The organism is Marinovum sp. 2_MG-2023 (assembly GCF_030548265.1).
GTDB lineage: Bacteria > Pseudomonadota > Alphaproteobacteria > Rhodobacterales > Rhodobacteraceae > Marinovum.
On the sequence record NZ_JAUOSD010000012.1, the window covers coordinates 57,979 to 77,773 of the forward strand.

19 protein-coding genes are annotated in these 19,795 nt (G+C 58.2%); 5 read left to right on the top strand and 14 right to left on the bottom strand.

From position 1 onward, the window contains the following. Positions 1–3 precede the first annotated feature (3 nt). Both Q4577_RS14420 and Q4577_RS14425 read right to left on the bottom strand, forming a co-directional pair. Positions 4–888, bottom strand: coding sequence for a carbohydrate ABC transporter permease (locus Q4577_RS14420; RefSeq protein ID WP_303470204.1), 885 nt, complete (start codon positions 886–888; stop codon positions 4–6). Then, positions 888–2,288, bottom strand: a complete 1,401-nt coding sequence (locus Q4577_RS14425) for an alpha-galactosidase (protein WP_303470202.1) — start codon at positions 2,286–2,288, stop codon at positions 888–890. The genes Q4577_RS14420 and Q4577_RS14425 overlap by 1 nt, the downstream gene beginning before the upstream one ends. A 148-nt stretch (positions 2,289–2,436) precedes the next feature. On the opposite strand from Q4577_RS14425, the gene Q4577_RS14430 reads away from it, so the two are divergent. Then, the gene (locus Q4577_RS14430) at positions 2,437–3,324 is read left to right on the top strand and encodes a helix-turn-helix domain-containing protein (RefSeq protein ID WP_303470200.1); all 888 of its coding nucleotides are present in this window, start codon (positions 2,437–2,439) and stop codon (positions 3,322–3,324) included. A gap of 74 nt (positions 3,325–3,398) precedes the next feature. On the opposite strand, the gene Q4577_RS14435 is transcribed toward Q4577_RS14430, so the two are convergent. Beyond that, a complete protein-coding gene (locus Q4577_RS14435; RefSeq protein ID WP_303470198.1) occupies positions 3,399–4,100 on the bottom strand; it encodes an ATP-binding protein in 702 nt (233 codons plus the stop codon). After that, complete coding sequence (locus Q4577_RS14440) at positions 4,090–5,529, bottom strand: extracellular solute-binding protein (RefSeq protein ID WP_303470196.1); 1,440 nt, start codon at positions 5,527–5,529, stop codon at positions 4,090–4,092. Before Q4577_RS14440 ends, Q4577_RS14435 begins: the two co-directional genes overlap by 11 nt. Positions 5,530–5,635: 106 nt before the next feature. Here Q4577_RS14440 and Q4577_RS14445 point away from each other — a divergent pair, with 106 nt between their 5' ends. From Q4577_RS14445 to Q4577_RS14455, 3 genes are read left to right on the top strand one after another with little or no spacing between them, the layout of a single operon-like run. Beyond that, entirely contained in the window at positions 5,636–6,223 is a 588-nt protein-coding gene (locus Q4577_RS14445) for a hypothetical protein (RefSeq protein WP_303470194.1), read from the top strand. Between the two features lie 3 nt (positions 6,224–6,226). Beyond that, entirely contained in the window at positions 6,227–7,507 is a 1,281-nt protein-coding gene (locus Q4577_RS14450; protein ID WP_303470192.1) for an ATP-binding protein, read from the top strand. Continuing rightward, positions 7,504–7,932: a response regulator gene (locus tag Q4577_RS14455; RefSeq protein WP_244691133.1), complete on the top strand. Its 429-nt coding sequence runs from the start codon at positions 7,504–7,506 to the stop codon at positions 7,930–7,932. Before Q4577_RS14450 ends, Q4577_RS14455 begins: the two co-directional genes overlap by 4 nt. A gap of 141 nt (positions 7,933–8,073) precedes the next feature. Here Q4577_RS14455 and Q4577_RS14460 read toward each other — a convergent pair whose 3' ends face one another. From Q4577_RS14460 to Q4577_RS14475, 4 genes are all read right to left on the bottom strand, one after another. Then, positions 8,074–8,751, bottom strand: coding sequence for a response regulator (locus Q4577_RS14460; protein WP_303470189.1), 678 nt, complete (start codon positions 8,749–8,751; stop codon positions 8,074–8,076). Between the two features lie 143 nt (positions 8,752–8,894). Then, positions 8,895–10,142: a 3-oxo-isoapionate-4-phosphate decarboxylase OiaX gene (gene oiaX / locus Q4577_RS14465; protein ID WP_303470187.1), complete on the bottom strand. Its 1,248-nt coding sequence runs from the start codon at positions 10,140–10,142 to the stop codon at positions 8,895–8,897. Between the two features lie 66 nt (positions 10,143–10,208). Beyond that, positions 10,209–11,225 (bottom strand): class 1 fructose-bisphosphatase, encoded by a 1,017-nt coding sequence (locus Q4577_RS14470; protein WP_303470185.1) that lies wholly within the window; start codon positions 11,223–11,225, stop codon positions 10,209–10,211. 84 nt (positions 11,226–11,309) lie between these two features. Continuing rightward, on the bottom strand, positions 11,310–12,674 hold the full coding sequence (locus tag Q4577_RS14475) for a four-carbon acid sugar kinase family protein (RefSeq protein WP_303470183.1): 1,365 nt from the start codon (positions 12,672–12,674) through the stop codon (positions 11,310–11,312). 127 nt (positions 12,675–12,801) lie between these two features. Between Q4577_RS14475 and Q4577_RS14480 the strand changes: the two genes are divergently transcribed. Further along, entirely contained in the window at positions 12,802–13,632 is an 831-nt protein-coding gene (locus Q4577_RS14480; protein ID WP_303470181.1) for a phosphogluconate dehydrogenase C-terminal domain-containing protein, read from the top strand. An 80-nt stretch (positions 13,633–13,712) separates the two neighbouring features. Here the strand turns inward: Q4577_RS14480 and Q4577_RS14485 are convergent, their stop codons facing one another. From Q4577_RS14485 to kduI, 6 genes are all read right to left on the bottom strand, one after another. Next, the gene (locus tag Q4577_RS14485; RefSeq protein ID WP_303470179.1) at positions 13,713–14,993 is read right to left on the bottom strand and encodes a TRAP transporter large permease; all 1,281 of its coding nucleotides are present in this window, start codon (positions 14,991–14,993) and stop codon (positions 13,713–13,715) included. 9 nt (positions 14,994–15,002) lie between these two features. Next, complete coding sequence (locus Q4577_RS14490; RefSeq protein WP_303470177.1) at positions 15,003–15,521, bottom strand: TRAP transporter small permease; 519 nt, start codon at positions 15,519–15,521, stop codon at positions 15,003–15,005. 65 nt (positions 15,522–15,586) lie between these two features. After that, the gene (locus tag Q4577_RS14495; RefSeq protein WP_303470319.1) at positions 15,587–16,558 is read right to left on the bottom strand and encodes a TRAP transporter substrate-binding protein; all 972 of its coding nucleotides are present in this window, start codon (positions 16,556–16,558) and stop codon (positions 15,587–15,589) included. Positions 16,559–16,784: 226 nt separating this feature from the next. Further along, entirely contained in the window at positions 16,785–18,248 is a 1,464-nt protein-coding gene (locus tag Q4577_RS14500; protein WP_303470317.1) for a mannitol dehydrogenase family protein, read from the bottom strand. Beyond that, positions 18,226–18,972 (bottom strand): 2-dehydro-3-deoxy-D-gluconate 5-dehydrogenase KduD, encoded by a 747-nt coding sequence (gene kduD / locus Q4577_RS14505; RefSeq protein WP_303470175.1) that lies wholly within the window; start codon positions 18,970–18,972, stop codon positions 18,226–18,228. Before kduD ends, Q4577_RS14500 begins: the two co-directional genes overlap by 23 nt. Then, positions 18,969–19,793 carry a 5-dehydro-4-deoxy-D-glucuronate isomerase gene (kduI, locus tag Q4577_RS14510; RefSeq protein ID WP_303470173.1) on the bottom strand — a complete coding sequence of 275 codons (825 nt, stop codon included), beginning with the start codon at positions 19,791–19,793 and terminating at the stop codon, positions 18,969–18,971. The genes kduD and kduI overlap by 4 nt, the downstream gene beginning before the upstream one ends. Between the last annotated feature and the right edge of the window lie 2 nt (positions 19,794–19,795).

Genomic DNA, 19,795 nt, shown 5'->3' on the forward strand with positions numbered 1-19,795 from the left:
GGATCAGCTCCTCTTGTCGCCGGCGTAATAGACCCATTTTTTCGATGACCAGAAGGCCAGCAGGGTCAGCGCCATGATGATTGCGAACAGCACCCAGGCAATCGCCGAGGCATAGCCCATGTCAAAACTCTTGAACGCTTCGTCATAGATATAAAGCGGCAGCAGATAGGTGGATTTCAGCGGCCCGCCCTGGGTAATGATGTAAGGCCCGTTGAATTCCTGAAACGCCTGCACGGTCTGCATGATCAGGTTGAAAAAGATCACCGGCGTGATCAGCGGCAGGGTGATGTGACGAAAGATCCGCCAGGGGCCGGCACCGTCGATTGACGCGGCCTCATACAGGGATTTGTCGATGCTCTGCAAAGCGGCCAAGAATATCACCATCGCCGATCCGAACTGCCAGCAGCGCAACAACGTGATGGTAAACAACGCATTGCCGGGATCGCCAAACCAATTCACCGGTTCGCCGCCAAAGGCCACGATGATCATGTTGACTAGCCCGGTATTGGCGAAAATATAACGCCACAGAACCGCAATCGCGATCGACCCGCCCAGCACCGACGGCACATAATACGCGGTGCGAAACAGGTTGATGCCACGCAGCCGGTAATTCAGCACCACCGCGATGAACAACGCGAATGTCAGCTTGAGCGGCACGGTCAGGAACACATAGGTCAGCGTGACATTCAGCGATTTGTCAAAGGTCCGGTCGCGGGTGAACAGTTTTTCATAGTTCTTCAAACCCACCCATTCCGGGCTGGACAAAAGGTCATAGTCGGTAAAGCTGAGATAGAAAGAGGCCACAAACGGGAAGGCCGTGAACAAAAGCAGGCCGATGGCATAGGGGGCGACATACCACAGCCCCAGAAATTTACTGTCACCGCCCACTACGCGACTCCCTTCAATGTTTCGGGCAACCATTCTGCGGTGGCGGCCAGCATGGCGTTGAACATGGTTCGGACGTCATCCTCTGGCAGATGGCGCAGCAGGGGGTCTGATCGGAACAGCGGGAACAACGCGGCGTGATGGCCTCCCAGAACCGCCGACAACAATGCGCTTTGGCGTTCGGCGTGGTCGGTGACAATCGGCTCCAGCGCTGGTGGCAAACGTCCAGCATGAATGGCCTGTACCCCCAAGCCAGAGAATATCGCATTGGTCTCGACAATGGCCCCGGTCGGCAGGCCGGTGATCTGTCCCCGATTGGGCAGATTGGCGTTGCTGACAAAAGCGTCGCCCGTCATCAGGGCGGCGATTTGGTCTATCATTGCCTCGTCCGACCGCTGGGCGACCGGGGCAGCATCACCCCGGCGCAGCGCCTCGGCATGGGTCAGTTTCGCGGCGCGATCGCGGATGCGGTAGGCCACGGGCGTCAGGGCAAAGCCCCAGTCGCCGGGGTTATTCATGTATTCGCTCAAGGGGAGAAATTCCGCCAAATGTCGGTCACCCGCCGCAGCCGGAATCCCAAATCGGCGAAACAGATCAAAGGCCACCAGATTGCGGGTGCCGAAATACCCGGCGTGTTCCGCGTCTTCGCCGGGCTCTGTCTGCGCCCAGCCAGATGTCATATGCGCGGCAACAAAGGCGTCATAGGCCGGGCGCATATCCCGGCCAGCAAGTGAAATCCGGTCAACAAAAGTGAAATGGTTGATGCCGAGGACATTCACCTGCACATCGCGATGCGTGTAAATATCCTGTCCCGCGTGTTGATTGGCGATCCCGGCGACCTGACGGCGGATCTTGGTCACCTCGTGGCATTCACCCCAGGCGCGGATGCCGGGACAGGCCGCAAACAGCGCCCCGGTCAGGACCGACATCGGATTGGTCAGATTGCAGACATAGGCGTCTGGCGCATGTTGGCCGATGGCGGTGCCGATCTCTGCCAACATCGGAATGGCGCGCATGGCGCGGACGAAACCGCCGGGACCAACCGTATCACCCACCGCCTGGGCAATCCCGTGGCTGGCAGGGATGGCAATGTCCTGCGCCATATCTTCGAACCGACCGGGCAGGATGGAAATCACCACGATATCGGCGCCGTCTAAGGCCCCCGCCAGGGTGTCACAAGCGCGATATGTGGCGGGCGTGCCCCGGCTGACGGCACCATGGCGCTGGCCGATTTCGGCGTTGCGCTGTGCCGCAGCCGGATCAATATCATAGAGCCGCACATCAGCGGCAAGGCGGGTGTCAAAGGCCAGATCGGCCATCAACCCCATCGCCCAATTCAAAGATCCGCCGCCGACAAAGGCGATTCTGACAGAAGCGGGTGTTTGTTGATCGGATTCGTGCATTATGTCCCAGACGGGATTCCGCCATGGCGGCAAGATCCTGTCCTTTCCTCCCAATTTTGAACAGCTTTCGTAAAATTTCACGGGGCTGATCGGTTTACATCAGAGTAATATGCTAGTTTCACAACGGGAATGATGATAAATCGACAAAATGATGGATCAAATCGAACATTCAGCGCTCAGCCATATCCCGATGCGGTCCTTGTCGCTGCGGTTGGCGCGGTCGACGATCAAAATGAACCATGATCGCGGCTGGCGAATCGACAAGGTGAACCCGGTGAACGATCTGTTGATCTGTCTGTCGGGGCGCGGGCGCTATCAGGTTGGTGAGGACCGGGAGGTTGTGACGCTGGAGGCCGGCCATGCGATGTTGATCCCGGCCTATACCCGGTTTCGCGGCGTGCATGTGGGAGATGAAACCCTAGTGGGCATTGCGCAACACTTTTCGCTCGAACTGTTTGGCCGTGGCGATCTGATCAAGCAAATGACGTTGAAGCCCGTGGCGGCCCTGCCGGATTGGCCTGTGTTGGGCCCTGTTTTGCACCACTTTCGCGAAAGCGCTCCAACCGGCGGCACCACATTGGCCCAGCATCATCAGTTCATGGTGTTCCTTCTGGCCTATCTGGAGGCTGCGTTCCTGGATTGGTCCGCCCCAGACAAAACCCCGGACAGTCAGGACCATTTGTCGATTCAGATCATGTTGGTCGCGTCACGTCTGTCTGCTGATCCACTCGGGTCGGGATTGGAAGAGGCGCTGATCGGCGTGCCATATAATGGCGATTATTTCCGAAGGGCGTTCAAGGAGCGGCTCGGCCATACACCGCAGAAATTTCGCGAGTTGAAGCGGATGGAATTCGCGGCCAACCGATTGGGCATGGGTCTGTCGGTCAAGGCCGTGGCGGCAGAATTGGGTTATGGCGATCCCTATTTTTTCAGCCGCATGTTCAAACGCTATCTTGGCGCCAGCCCGTCGAAGTATCGCGAACGTCCGGCGCATGTCCGCCGCACCCTTGCAGCGGAAGGTCAGACAAGAATCTGACAGCAGATGCCCGTTGATGTCGCTGGCAGATGCCCAAGGGAATTGACTGTGTCGTGGTTCAAAGGCGTTCCGCATTACTGCGCAATGGGCAGCCGCAACCGCACGGCGGTTCCCCTGCGTCCGTGGGGCGGATCGAATATGTCGAAACTGCCGCCGTGTTTTCGCGCGATTTTGTCGACAATCGCCAAACCCATTCCGGGGCCGGGGCTGTCGTCCCGGGACTGCAATTTGACCATCGGCTTCAGGACATTCTCCCGTTGTGCCACGGGGATGCCAGGGCCGTTATCGCGCACCCAAACCTCGACCATGTCCCCGACCGCCCGACCAAGCACCGTTATATATGGGGTGGCCGGGTGATGGACGACCGCATTGGACAGCAAATGCCCGACAGCCATCACAAGATCGGTTTCATTGGAAAAGGCCCGGCTGGCGTCACAGCGTATCCGCAGCAAAACCCCCTTTGGCATTTCTACGGTGTCGCGTGCCAGTGACAGGCATCCTGCCAGGGGGACGGGTTTCTGATCCGCCATGCCCGCCCGCGACAGCGCCAACAAACCTTGGATCATGTCATCCAACCGCTGGGTGTGGACTTGCAAAAGGGCAAATGACTCTGCCGGGCCGTCTGGCAATTCGATGCCCGCGTCGGCCAGATCTTCGGATATCCAGGACGGAAGCTGTGCAATGGCCCGCGTCGATGCGCGCAGGTCATGCGAGAACCGGTAAATCAAGTCTTCAACGGGATCTTGTGGCGCCACCACGGGGCGATCAGATGGCATTATGTGGCCGGGACACACGTTTTGCCGAGGCTGGATAGCTGCTGTACAGGGCATTCCAACGCTGCAATTGTGCGGCGCGCCCGACCTGTTCCGTCGTCAACTCCCATGCCAGTTCGATACTCTTCAGGGCCGCGCGCGGCGGAACTTCCCCTGACAGGGCGTTCAACAGCCAGTAATTCAAGGCTTCGAAATAACTGCCGCGCCGGGCGACATAGAAATCCGGAATTGCGTTGCTCATTGCCTGACGGTGCACATTCAAGAAGTCTTTGCCGTATACTTTAACAATGCCGGGATCCTCGTAATGTTCGACACGATAGGGGTCAAAATAGCCGTCTATTTCGGCGATGGATCTGGCAGAGACCTCTGTATCGACCGCGGTCTGACAGAAGAGATAGGCCAATTCCGGCACCGGGCAGTGCCGCGCAATCACATAGCTCCACCCCCAATTGAAATATGCCAAGGGCACATGTTCGCCATCAATCACACCACCTGGCAGTGGCCCGTTGACCACATTGCCATACATGCCCGAACCCGGTGCATTCAGGCTTTTCTGGGTGCCGCCCCAGCCAATATTGGCAAAAACATCCCCGCGATTGTACCGTTTCCAATTGTCAAAAAGCCCAAGATTTGCACCGGTCAGGTGCTGGGCAGAGACAATCATCGCCTCCAGCGCAGCGAGGCCAACCTCGCTTGCCACGCCCGGTCGACAATCCGAATGGAATGGCAACCCGCCCGCAGCGTGAAACCGGGACCACCATTCCCAGGCGACATAATTTGCGGTCCGAAACAGACATCCACCGTATTGGCCGACCTCTGGTCGATGGAAAAATGCCATTTGCCGGTCCACTTCGTCCCAGGTGCGCGGAATCGCAAGCAGCGTGCCGGTCAAATCGGCATAGCGTGATTGTTCATCGGTGTTTTCCATCATTTTGCGGTTGTAAAACATCAAATAAACATCGCCGTCCGTTTGATACCCCCAATGTTGACCATCAAAAGTATCGCCCGATTGATAAAGCTGTGACCCCGCGAAATCCGACGGCTGATGTGCCTTGGCAAATTGATCAACCGGCAGAATGGCCCGGGATTCGACCAGATCCGGAATGCCAAAGGTCGCGGGAAGGGCGATATCAATTTGGCTTGCGGGGGTGATTGATTCCAGAATCAGGGCGGAATTGATATTGTCGACATCGGTGACAATCGTTTCCACCGGACAGTTACATTCGTGTTCGAAATGTGCCGTCACCGGCCCAAGGTTGGCCTGCGCACCATTCGGAACCAGCATCCGCAAAGGGCGACCAAGCCGCATCAGCAGAGCCTGCATCTGGCGCTCGCTGATCTGAGACCGATCAGCGGCGGCTTGCGCCAACCCGGCAAACGGCATCGCCGCGCTGGCCGCACCCGCAGCAAGTAAAAAACGCCTCGAAAACATGGCCCCTCCGCAAAGCTGAACAAATGCCATTTTGCAGGGTTGGATTTAAGAACCGGTAAAGACTTGTGGTTTATTCAAGATGGAATGGCATTGCGGGAAGGGATCAATGGGCCGACGGTCACTTTTATTCAGGTTGCGGGCGGGCGCAATTTTTCTGGTCTTTTCCGGTCTCTTTTCTCTTTGTGGTGTCTGGTATACATTGGATTGGCTTGGGGGAAAGGCAGAGGATCTGACAACAGAAACCTCGTCTCTATTGCAGGTCACCCGAAAGATTCCGGAGTTGAGCCTTAAAGTGGGGTCTTTTCCTGCGCGGCTTCTCGATTCAACGCAGACGGCGGAATTGGCGGAGATGCGTCGCGAAACCCAAATCACCTTTTCAGAAATCATTCCATTGGCAAGCCTAGTCGGTGAAAATGGGGGGCTGGATTTTAAATCCGGCCAATCGGCATTTCAGGATCTGCTTGCAGTGCAAGAGAAAATCATTGCCGAAAGTACCAAGATAGATGCGCTTGTGAATGCGGAAATTCTTCGGTTGAATCGGATGTCGCGTGCCATTCGGCAGGCGAGATCGTCGGTCATGTTGGATTTTGTCACCGCCGCTGCGGAGACGAGCGAGCGGCAAAGCTCGGTCAATGTTCTGTTTGAATTTTCCGAATTTGAAAGCAATGTGACGACATTGATTGTTTTGACGTAATCCATGCCGACCCTGCCCGCAGAGGCGGCATTGGCCCTTAGATCTAATGTCATTCGCCAGATTGATGCCATGACCACCACCCTTGGTCGGTTGCCCGAAAGCAGCGAACGCTCGGCCCTGGCCAAGGACATGAATAACTATCGTGCGGCCTTTCTTGGGCTGGGCGGCGGATTCGACATGGTCGTGACCCTTGTAACCCTTGAACAAAGCCGCCGCGCCCTTTTGGATCAGGCAATCGGGTTTGTCGGGACATTGGTCGATTGGAGTGAAAACGTCACCAGCAAGTCGACGGCTGACTTTGAAATGGCTTTGGTGAATATCCAAAACAGAATTGCCGCGGTGCGGTCAATTGGCGTCACAGTCACCTTGTTTTTCTGGATCGGCTGCGTTTTGTTATTTTGGTACCTTCTGGAAATGAGGTTGTTTCGCCGTTTGGCCAGAATTACCGGACATATCCGCGAGATGAACGATGGCCACCTTTCCACCGCGTTGAGAGTTTCCGGCAATGACGAGGTCGGCGAAGTTGAAGAGGCCGTGGATCGCGCCCGGATTCTGGCGCGGGATCTTACGGATCGGAACGAAGAATTGCATCGGTTTGCCTATGTGGCGGCGCATGATCTTCGTGCGCCGTTACGTGCGGTCAAATCGTTGATCTCCTGGACGATCGAAGACCACGGCGATGTTTTGCCCGACGAAGCGCGGGAGAACCTCGACACCATGGACGCGCGATTGACGCGGCTTTCCGAACTTTTGGCGGCGCTGCTGGATTATGCACGCGCCGGTCAGGTTGAGGAGGAAATCGGTGTTTTTGACCTGACTGAATTTGCCTCGGACCTGCGACAGGTCTATTTTCCGGACAAGAATTTTGAAATCCTGATTGCGGGGATCCCGCCGGTGATTGAGACCTATCCAACACCAATTCAGACCATTTTGCTGAACCTTGTCAGCAATGCCATCAAGCATCATGATCGGCCGGATGGACGTATCGTTCTGGATGCGGCTTTTACTCCAACCGGCATGCGATTTCGTGTCAGCGATGACGGTCCGGGGATTCCCAAGAAATACCAGGACCGAATATTTGTATTGTTCCAAACCTTGAAGTCCCGCGATGATGTCGAAGGATCGGGTCTTGGGCTGGCATTGATTCAAAAGCTCGCCATTTCTTTTGGCGGCAGTGTTTTTGTGCTGTCAAACCCGGAGGTTGCCCGGGGCTGCGTATTTGAAGTTCACCTGCCGTTTGGCGCCGCTGTCAAACCCTTTACACCCAAGGAGATTGCCGCATGACAGACAAGAGCCGCGTGACGTTTCTCATTGTAGACGACGATTCCGTCGCCGTTATGGCGATAAAGAGAACGTTAAGGAAACTGAGGCTGACCAACCCTGTCGAAGTGGCCAGAGATGGGCAGGAGGCGCTTGATTTGTTGCAAGGCAACGGAATTTCGCCAATCAAGAAACCCTATATCATCTTGCTTGACCTCAACATGCCACGCATGTCCGGATTGGAATTTCTGGCCGTGGTTCGGGAAGATAAGGAGCTTGCGAATTCAGTGGTGTTTGTGCTGACGACATCGGATGCGCCGTCGGACATCGCCGCGGCCTATCGCCATAAAATTGCCGGGTATATTGTAAAAGAAAACGCCAGTGAAACAATCAGCACCGCAATTTCGATGCTGGACAGCTATACGGAAATTGTTTCATTTGATAAATAGGCTGGCGGTTTTGCCCAAAGGCCGGTCTGCGCCCGCAGGCCGTTCGGATTAATCAATTATTTGTATCGGAGTTGGGCCGCAGTGGGCCTGTCGCCCGGCGGAACGCGGTATGTCGCGCCCAACCGGGAAGGGTATTCGGGGTCAATTGTAGGGCTTCAAAAAGCCCTGACTGTATTGTTCAACCTCGTCGAAGTAGCGCCAGATGCTCAGGCAATGCTCTTCGATTTCGTCAAGCGCCTCTGGCGAGGGTCGCAGGTTTTGCGCGTGGCAGGATCGGATAAAGTTTGTCTTCTTATAGATCTGTTTTAGGCGCGGTTGAATTTCGGTCACCAATTCGGCGGCAATGCCCTGGATCACGCAATCGGTGGCAATCCGCATTTCCTCAACCGCCATCTTGTCCAGAAGACCGGCCGACAGGGCGGATTGAATCGTGTCGCGCAGACGGGTCACCGTCAGACTTTCCTTGGGCAGGAAGTTCGCACAGCCCAGCCGCATGGATTGGACAATCGTTTCCGCATCATCATGTCCGGAAACCATGATGACCGGTGAATGCGCATTGATCCGGTTGCTGCGCACCAATTCCAAAGCATCATGGCCCGTCATCTCGCCCAGCTCATGGTCGAGCAGGAAGAGATCAATGTCCTTGGAATCGACAATCCATGAAAATTCTTCAAGCGTGGCACAGGTCGATACACCAACCGGCGCGCCGATTTTTCCAATCATCCTTTTCAGGTTTTGACGATCAAAGGTATTGTCGTCCAGAATTGCGATTTCGATTTGCTGATCTGCGGCTTTGTCCGCACCGGGCATATCCAGCATGACGTTACTCCATTCGTTGCCTGAACAACTTTTTCAGAAGTTGGCCTATAAATATTTAACGCCGAAAATTTAAACGCCTAAATTTTAAGGAGAAATCTCAATGCCGCAGGGCGCGCCCGGGCGGGGCGGTTTGCCGCCGCCGGTCAGCCCCATGTTGCCAGCGCCGCCGCCAGCTCCCGGTGGTCGCGGGCATAGTCGGCCAGCTCCACATCCGCCGCCGCCGCATCCCATGCCTGGCGAATGGCGCGCACGCCGGCCGCCGCCCCCATCGGGTGGCCATGAATGCCGCCGCCGCCAAGGTACATAAGGTCCAACGTGCGCCCGGTTTGGCGATAGGTGTCCACGGCCTGGCCGCCCCATTGCCCGGAACAGACCACGGGCAGCGCGCGGTCGCTTTGGTCAAAAATCGGCTCGGCCATCGCGTGAAAGGACCGCACAAAGCTTTCGTCTGGTTCCCAGTATTTGGCGCGGATGCCGTTGATCTGAAACTGATCCACCCCCAACAGACGCCAGATTTTCTGATAGGCGCGGAATTCCATGCCGAAACCGGGGTGCCGGGTCAGCACATCCCAGCCGTTGCGATGGGCATGCAGACACAACCCGGAGCGCTTGCGCAAAAACGCCATGCCGCCGTAGCCGATGGAATTGATATTGATGACGGCGGCATTACCGCCCGCCGCGACCACCATGTCATGGTTGCGCATCATCACATCCGGGTCGGCGGACGAGATGCCAAAGGCATACATCACCCGTTTGCCGGTTTTCTGTTCATGCGCGTCGATCACCGGCATGATGGCCTTGATCCGGTCAGACAGCGGCGAATAGCCGGGGTTCATCAGCTTTTCATCATCCTTGATGAAATCAACCCCTGCGTCGCAAAGCTGGGCCACGACGGCGGCGGTTTCATCCGGCAAAAGCCCGAGCGACGGTTTGATGATCGAGGCGATCATCGGCCCCGTGGTCACGCCCATCAGCCGCCGGGATCCTGCGATGCCGAATTGCGGCCCCGGATGACAGGACCAGGCCGCAGGCAAATCAATATCCATCACCCGAATACCGCTGAGCCCACGCACCGCAAAGACACCGCCAACCGTGATGGTCATCAAGGCGGCAATATCCGTGCCAACCGCCTCTAGCGGATAGGCGATCACCACATCGGCCCGATTGTACGGCCCCTGGCCACCGGGGTCGGGCAGGGTGGGCACATCTGTCGGGGCCAGCGGTGTGATTGCTTCGACGCGCGCGGCGCAACGGGCCTGAACAGCGGCGGTTTCACCAGGCAATTCGGTAAAGGTGCCGGTCGATTGATCCGAGGCTATCTTTGCCGCCAGGGCCGCAATGTCGCCTGCGGTTTCAAGACGATAGGTGACTCTGATCCATGCATTGCCCATTGCGGAATTCTTGCCTTTGCTAAGGCGCCCGCCATGGTCGGCGGGCGCATCCTGTGATTTGGCCGCTCAGGTTTGCGCGGCCTCCTGGTGGTATTGGGTCAGGATCTCGACCTCTTGTTTCGAGCCGAGGATGACCGGCACCCGCATGTGGTGGCTGGTGGGGGTCACATCCATGATCCGTTCGGTCCCGGTCGAGGCCGCGCCGCCCGCCTGTTCGACGATCATCGCCATTGGGTTGGCTTCGTACATCAGGCGCAGCTTGCCGCCCATTTCGCGGTTGCCATCATCGCAAGGATAGATGAACACACCGCCACGGGTCAGAATACGGTGAACATCGGCCACCATGGCCGCAACCCAGCGCATGTTGAACTTCTTTTGCCGCGGGCCGGTTTTGCCCTGAATACATTCGTCATAGTAACGTTTGATCGGCTGGTCCCACATCTGATACCGCGAGGTGTTGATCGCAAATTCGGCCGCGGCCTCGGGGATTGTCATATCTGGATGGGTGACGCGGAATTCGCCGGTGCCGGTCTGGTGGGTCAGACAATGCACGCCATTTCCGGTGGTCAACACCAGGGATGTCGCCGGGCCATAGACCGAATAGCCGGCGCAAACCTGTTTCGAACCGGGCCGCAACACCGAACGGTCGTCGCCAGCGTCCAGTTCCGCGTCGATGACCGCCACCGAAAAGATCGAGCCAACCACCATGTTCAGCGCCAGATTGGAAGAGCCGTCCAGCGGGTCGAAATAGACGATGTAATCGCCGGGCTGGGGGTCTTTCTTCAGCCAGTAAACTTCTTCAACCTCTTCCGACACCAGAGCCGCAACCCGGTCATTGCCAGAGCAGTGCCGCACAAAGACATCATTGGCCAGCACATCCAATTGTTGCTGCGTTTCGCCCTGAACATTGGTGTCCTCGGTGGCGCCCAGAACGCCGGTGAACGCGCCGTTGTGCACCAGGTGCGACACAATCCGGCAAGAGGTGGCAATGTCTTCCAGCAAGGAAACCAGGCTGGGGTCCAACCCGTTTTCGCGGTGCTCTTTGGTCAGGAATTCGCGCAGGGTGGCGTGGTGGATGCTCATGGCAGGTCTCTCCGATTCATCTGTCGTGGTTTGAATACCACGGGACTTCGCCCAGCACATTACCCAAGGTTACATCCGGCCATCTTATCGCAGGCCCCCGCCATCCCGCACCCATCCGAAATAGTCCGGGCTGCCCATTTGCCCGCCCTTCAGCGCCAGTTCCAGACCGTCCATCGCGCCCCTGGCATGGGCGCGGAAAATGGAGGCACCGGGAATGGTCGGGGCCAAGGCGGACAGGGCAAAAATCCCCAGCTCCTGCGTGGCAAAGCCGGATGTATCGCCGCCGGAAACCACGGCGCGGCGCAGGCCGTTTTGCGCCAGCACCCGCGCCAACAACCGGCCCAGTGTCGCGCCGATGTGATGGTTGGCGGTGGGCATGTCGATGGCGCTGGCCGAAACCGCAGCGCGCAACCGGGCCACCGCCGGATCATCCGGGCCAGAGGCGGTGTAGATCAACGGGTCGCGGCCATCCGACAGGGCGGCGCGGGCCGCATCACAGCAGCGGTCGATTTCGGCTTCGATGGCCTTTGCGCCGTGACAGACGGCAGTGGCGTCGAACTCAATACAGGCAAAGCCGTTGTTGCGTGACCAATTGATCTGATCTGCCGTTGTGGGCGAGACGGAGCCGGAGACCGACACCATGCCATCGGAGCGCCCAATTCCCGGCGGCGGCGGGATCACATCCAATGCGCCGGTGTCCTGCCAATGGGCAACAAGGGCGAATTCCACCCCCTGCGAGCCGACAACAAACCGGCTTTTGTCGCGGGCGGTCCAAATGACCCGCCCGGCAGCAGTGTCGGAGGCGTGATCCATTGAATCCAGCGAGACAAGTTTGATGCGGTCCGGGGCGGCGGTGTCGGGCAATGCAGCCCCGCTGGCCAGCTGTTCCAGCGACAGCAGCGCCGGGTCAATCCGGTCCGATTGCCGCGAAATATGCAAGGCCACATCGGATTCATCCATCGGCGTGACCGGATGGCGCGACATCACCGGGTGTCGGTCCAGCCGATGCACTTCCGCGCCCATACCGGCAAAGAGATGGCCGAAACATTGATACCGCCGCATCTGCGGCGCGGCGACCATCACCGGCACAACGGGGCTGTTCATCACTTTGGCACCAATCTCGGTTGCGCGCCCGATCGAGCCGACCTCGGGGCTGGAATCCAGTGTCGAGCACACTTTATAATGCAGCAATTGCGGGTTCATTGCCCTGAGCCGGGCAAACACATCCGGTAAATGGCGGTCCATCCAATCCGGGTTTTGCGCCCGCGCGGTCGAGGCCACCCCAATCGCGCGCAGATCCGGGAAGCGGGCCAATTGCTCTGGCGTTGGCACGTCCAGGAACAGCATCGAGGGCACTCCGGCAAAGGTCAGAACTTCCATTACTGCAGAGGCGCCGGTAAAGTCATCGCCATACCAAGCGAGCCATAAGTCCTGGTTTTGAGGTGCCATTCATTCGCCAATCTGTTCGGAGCGCGCGGGGAGCCTTGCGGCTTGACTTGCATATCTAATTAGTATGTGGTTATACCAGTTGTCAATTCCATTTCCGGCAACGACCGAGACTTCGAGGAGAGAGATCATGACGAAACTGGCACTGTTCGGAGCCGGTGGCAAAATGGGGATGCGCCTGGGCGCGAACCTGGCCAAGAACGACGAATTCGAAACCATGCATGTCGAAGTATCCGAAGCCGGTCAGGCGGCGGTGCGCGATGCCTATGGTGTGGAGTGCGTGGATATGGACACGGCGTTGGATGGCGCGGACATCATTGTGCTGGCGGTGCCGGATACGGTGATCGGCAAGGTGTCGCATGGTATCATCACCAAGGTAAAATCCGGCGCCATGTTGTTCATTCTCGATGGGGCCGCGCCTTTTGCCGGACATCTGCCGGAACGGGATGACGTTACCTATTTCGTGTCGCACCCCTGTCATCCGCCGATCTGGAACGATGAAACCGAGGTCGAGGCCCGGCGCGACTATTTCGGTGGCATTGCCGCCGCCCAGGGTATCGTCAACGTCTTGGTGCAAGGCCCGGAAGAGGATTATGCCCTTGGCGAACGGGTCGGCAAGGCGATCTATGCGCCGGTGGCGCGGTCACATCGGGTGACATTGAAACAATTCGCGCTGCTTGAGCCGGGCCTGTCCGAAACCGTCAACGGATCGCTGATGAAGGTCCTGCGGATGGCGATGGACGAAGTGGTGCGCAAGGGCGTGCCGCATGAGTGTGCCCGCGATTTCCTTCTGGGTCATATGAACATCATGGGAGCGGTGATGTTTGATCAGCATAAGGGGGTGTTTTCCGACGCCGCCAACAAGGCGATCGAATTCGGCATTCCCGTGTTGATGAAGGATGACTGGCTGCGCTGTTTCGATGACGATGAAATCGCGGCCAGCGTTGATCGGATCACCTGAAATCACGACCCCTGAAATGATACGGCGCGCGTAGGGCATTCCCGACGCGCGCCGTTTTCTTTTGGCTTATGGTGTCGCGATCAATCCAGCAGTCCCGGTAAGGTCAGAGAGACCGCCGGCACAAAGGTCGTCAGCACCAGCGCCACCAGAATGGCAAGGTAGAACGGCCAGATCGTGCGCACCGCGACCTCCATCGGCAATTTGCCAACCGCACAGCCCACAAACAGGCAGGACCCAACCGGAGGAGTACACAGGCCAAGGCCAAGGTTCATCATCATCATCATGCCGAATTGCAGCGGATCAATCCCCAGCGTATTGGCGACCGGCAAAAAGATCGGCGTACAGATCAGGATCAGCGCCGCCATGTCCATGATCATGCCCAACACCAGCAGGGCAAAGTTGATCATCAACAGGATCAGGATCCAGTTGTCTGTGATGCTGGTCAGAAACTCGACCGTCAGCGCAGGCACCCGGAAGAACGTCAGCATATAGGCAAAGGCCCCGGCACAGGCGATCAGGATCATCACCATCGCAGTTGTGCGCACCGATTGCAGCACCGCGATTTTGAAATTCTGCCATGTGATGCCGCGATAGACGATCAATGTGACGACAAAGGCATAGATCGCGCCAAATGCACCGGATTCCGTGACGGTAAAGATGCCGGACAACACGCCGCCGACAATGATCACCGCCGTGAACAGACCGGGCAGGGCGTAGACAAAGCTCAGGAACAGGGCGGTCCAGCCGGGAAACTTTTCGGCCTTGTAGCCGCGTTTGACCGCAACCAGATAGGCCGCTGTAGCCAGGCAGACGCACATCAACATTCCCGGAACAACCCCGGCCAGGAACAGTTTCGAAATCGAAATGCCCCCCCCGGCCGCCACGGCAAAGATGATCATGTTGTGGCTGGGCGGGATCATGATCCCCGCAATCGACGAGGTCACGGTGACATTCACCGCATAATCGGGATCATAGCCTTTTTCCTTCATCACCGGGATCAGGATCGACCCCAATGCGGAAATATCGGCCACGGCCGAGCCGGAAATCCCGCCGAACAACATCGACGAAAACACATTGACGATGCCCAGGCCGCCACGCACGGCGCCAACGGCGGATGAGGCGAATTTCACCAATCGCATGGCGATACCGCCATGGAACATCATTTCACCGGCAAAGATGAAAAACGGGATCGCCATCAGCGAAAAGACGTTGATCCCGGAAATGATCCGCTGAAAGCCGATCATCAGCGGCAGACCTTCCCACCAGAAGGCCGAGACCGCAGAAATGCCCAAGGCAAATGCCACTGGCACGCCCGCAACAACACAGAGCGCAAAAACGCCCAGCAATAGAGCCAAACCCATGATGTCCGCCTATTCGATAATATCGGTGCGGAGATCGGTGTCGCGCAGGATGCGTACCAAATGTCCAACCGAAAAAAGGAAAATCAAACCACCCGCCAGCGCCAAAGGCAAAGACCGCAGGCCTTCGGGCAGGTGAAGCAATGGGATTTCGGAGCCCCATTTGAAGATCGTCAACTGGGTTCCGTACCATGCCATAAGCAGGCCAAAACCGCCCATCACCACATCGGTGAACATCATCAGCAGCCGGCGCAAATGCGGCATGACCGAGGTGCGCAGGATCGACACCGACAGATGTGTATGTTCATGCACCCCGACCGCAGAGCCAAGAAACGCAATGACCATAACCAGAAGGAAAGCCACCTGTTCCACCCATGTCGGTGTCGCATTCAGCACATATCGGCCATAAACCAGCCAGCCAAAAATCACTGTCAGCACAACCAGGGAAATGCCGGTGATCAGCTTGCACACAAAAGCAATGGAATCGAGCGTACCATCAAAGGCCCGCCAAAAGCGGTGCGTATCTTGCATAAAATCTCTCCCAGAGAGGTCACCGCCCGGCCCATCATGTGGACCGGGCGGCTGACTTTGCTATATTATTCGGTGGTCTGGATCAGTTCGACCAAATCCCGCAGGTCGGGGTTGGCCTCCAGATATGCCTCATAGACCGGGGCCATAGCTTCCTGGAATGCGGTCTTGTTCGGGATCTCGTTGAAGTTGACGCCAGCTTCCATCACTTTGGTCTGGCTTGCCGCTTCACGCTCTTTCCACAGTTCCCGTTGCAGAACGGCCGATTCCTGGGCTGCTTCCTTGACCGCGACCTTCATGTCGTCGGACAGACCTGCCCAAGTGTCGGCATTGATGCACAGGCACTCAGGAATGATCAGGTGTTGGCTCAGCGAATAATAGCCCGCCACTTCGTAGTGACCGGTCGATTCATAGGACGGCCAGTTGTTTTCCGCACCGTCGACAACGCCGGTTTTCAGCGATTGATAGACCTCGGAAAACGCCATCGGCGAGGGGTTGCCACCCAAGGCAGAGATCATGCCGGTGAACAGATCGTTGTTCATCACCCGCACTTTCAGGCCAATAACATCCGCCGGGGTTTCGATCGGCTTCTGGCTATAGAAAGACCGCGCACCGGCGTCATACCATGCCAGCGGGTAAAGACCCTTTTCCGCCATGCCGGCGGCAATGGCTTCGCCGCCTTCGCTCTCCAGAACCCGGAACATGTGATCCACATTCTTGAAGATGAACGGCAGCGACACAACGTTGGCCGCCGGTGCAATCGGGCCAATCGGGCCAAGGTTGAAGTTGCCGATTGCCAGACCGCCAAGGCGCACTTGCTCGATGCCATCAGGTTGCGAGCCAAGCGTGCCGCCGTGGAACATTTGCAGGGAAATTTCGCCGCCGGTCTTTTCGTCCAGCAGTTCGGCGAATTTATCCATTGCGACGGTGTTGGGGTAACCTTCGGTGTGGATGTTCCACCCACGCCAGTTGTCGGCCACGGCCGCAGTGGCCAAAAGACCGGCAACACCGGCAGTGAAAATCGTTTTTGAAAGGCGCATGAACATTTGTGTCCTCCTCCGTTGCGCTTGAATGACTTCTTGTTCGGTCGTTCAAATCGTGTGGCGGCCGCACCCGCAGGGCCGGCCATCCTGATTGTGGCAGTGCCCCGGTCCGGGAACCCGCCGAGTTGTTCTGTTTATGGCCATTTACCCGGACAATGGCCGTGGCCGGTCCGGAGGCTTCTTACAGCTGTTGATGAACTGGTATACTAGTAATTTCTGGAAATCAAACTTTTTGTGAACTCCCGACCAAGCCAGTCACCATTGACCGCGCGCCCCGGTTTGTCAGGCCAACAAACGCATCGGTGACAGCACCGTTAAATGCTTGATTTTCAGCGAGTTGTGCGGGAAACACGTCGCGAATTTCGAGCAGGGCCGCGACCTTGTCAGCAGGGGTTTCGCCCTGATCCGACGCGGCCCGAAGCCGGTCTGCGAGTGGATCGCGCACATCAATTTTTGCGCCATTTTCGTCCACACCGCCGATATACCGCATCCATCCCGCCACCGCGAGGCAGAGTCCAAGCGGCACACGCCCGGCCGCCAGATTGTCGGAAATGGTCCCCAAAAGCCGCTGCGGAAGTTTCTGACTGCCGTCCATGGCGATCTGCCAGGTGCGATGCCGGATCGCGGTATCCCGGTAACGCGCAAGCAAGGCCTTGGCATAGGCGGGCAGGTCCTCCCCCTCTGGCTGCGGCACGGTTGGCAGGATCTCGTCCCGCCAAAGCATGTCGCACAAGGCGGCATAGGCTGGGTCCGCCACGGTGTCCGAAATGGTGTCATATCCGCCAAGGTAGCCAAGATAGGCCAGTGTCGAATGCGTGCCATTCAAACAGCGCAGTTTCATGGTTTCATGCGCGTCGACATTTTCGACAAATTGCACCCCGGCCACGGCCCAATCCGGGCGGCCATCGGCAAAATTATCCTCGATCACCCATTGGCGAAACGCCTCATGCACGACACAGGCGGGGTCGTAATATCCCGCATCCGCCGCCAGCGTTTCGACATCCGCATCGGTGGTGGCCGGGGTGATCCGGTCCACCATGGTGGCGGGGAAGGGCACATTGGCCTCGATCCACTCTGCAAGATCGCCATCGACCAGACGGGCAAAATCCAGCACCACGCCACGTGCCAGATGACCGTTGGACGGCAGGTTGTCACAGGACAATACGGTAAAGGGCGTGTCACCCGCCGCCCGCCGCTTGGCCAGGGCCGAAACCAGAAAGCCGGGCGCAGATTTCGGTTGGTCTGGGTGGGCCAGATCATGGGTGATGTCCGGGTGATCGGCGTTCAAACGTCCGGTGGCAGGCGCGTGGCAATAGCCCTTTTCCGTGACCGTCAGTGACACGATCTTGACCGCGGGGTCGGCCATGGCCGCAAGCACCGCGTCGGGGTCTTCCGGGGCCACAAGAACATCCGTGATCGCATGGATCACCTTGGCCGTATTGCCATCCGCCCCCAGCGTGACCGAGGTATAGGCCCCGCCCTGTGGTTGCATCTGGTCGCGGGCGGTGGGGCTGCGCAGCGACACCGCCACGATGCCCCAATCCCCGCCTTTGGCGGCCATGGCTTCATCCGTGTAGACCGCATTGAAGGCGCGGAAAAACGCGCCGGGGCCCAGATGGACAATCCCGGTTTTGGGCGTAGCGCCAGTGCGGGTCAGACGGGGTCTATCGGGCAAGCCAACCTCCATCGACATTCAACACCGCGCCGGTGACATAGCCGGATGCAGGCATGCACAGGAACGACACCGCCCCGGCAATATCCGCCGGATCACCCCAGCGCCCCGCCGGAATACGGCCAAGGATTTCCGCAGACCGTTTCGGATCTTCGCGCAGGGCGGTGGTGTTGTTGGTGGCAATATAGCCCGGCGCCACAGCATTGACGTTGATGCCCGCGCCCGCCCATTCGTTGGCCAGCGCCTTGGTCAGACCGGCAACCCCGTGTTTCGACGCGGTATAGGCCGGCACGCGAATGCCGCCCTGAAAGCTGAGCAGCGAGGCAATATTGACAATCCGACCGCCGTTGCCGCGTGCAATTGCCTGTTTGGCAAAGGCCTGACACAGCAGGAAAACCGCCTTGAGATTGACCTCAAGCACATCATCCCAATCGGATTCAGCGAAATCCACCGCATCTTCGCGCCGGATGATGCCGGCGTTGTTGACCAGAATGTCGAGATCGCCAACCCCGGACAGAACCGCCGCGCCCGCCGCTGGATCTGCAAGATCCAACGTCAGCGCCTCAGCCGTGCCACCCGCCGCTTCGATCAAGCCCACAGTTTCCGCACAAGACGACCGCCCGGCGGCAATCACATGCGCGCCCTCGGCGGCCAGCCCGACGGTAACCGCCTGACCGATGCCGGTGTTGGCGCCTGTCACCAACGCCCGCTGGCCTGTCAGTGAAAAGGCGCTGCTCATCGCAGATCCCCCATGTCGACCATGTCCATATCGGTGAAATCAACATTGTCACCGGCCATCGCCCAGCAGAAGGTGTAAGATCCCGTTCCCGCACCACAATGCACAGACCAAGGCGGGGAAATCACCGCTTCTTCGTTCGCCATCACCAGGTGGCGGGTCTCATCCGGTTTGCCCATGATGTGGAAGACACGCGCGTCGTCGGGCAGATCGAAATACAGGTATGCCTCCATCCGGCGATCATGGGTATGGGCCGGCATGGTGTTCCAGACCGAGCCTTCGGCGAATTGCGTGTAGCCCATCAACAGCTGGCAGCTTTCGCAAACGTCGGGGTGCAGCACTTGAATGATCACCCGTTCATTGGCGGTTTCGCGCGATCCCATTTCGACCCGGCGGGCGTCTGCCACCCGGATCAGTTTTGTCGGGCAGCTGCGATGCGCCGGGGCCGACAGCACATAGAAGCGCCCGGATGCAAACGTCACCGGACCGGCCCCCATGCCGATATAAAGAACCTCGCCACGCGTCATTTCATGGGTGTCGCCGCCCACGGAAATCGCGCCTGTGTCGCCCATGCACAGGGCCGCCATTTCGCGCCGTTCAAGAAAGGTTGCGGTGCCGGTTTCCGGCACGTGGTCCAGCACCAGCGGCGCGCCATCGGTCACGGCAGAGCCGAGGATCAGGCGGTCGTAATGCGAATAGACCAGCTTGATCTCGCCCGCGTTGAAAAGGCCGCTGACATGAAAATGGTCGCGCAGGCCCTGGGTGTCCAGGGTCTTGGCTGTGGCGGGGTCGATGGCATAGCGGGTTTCGGCAGTCAGGGTCATTC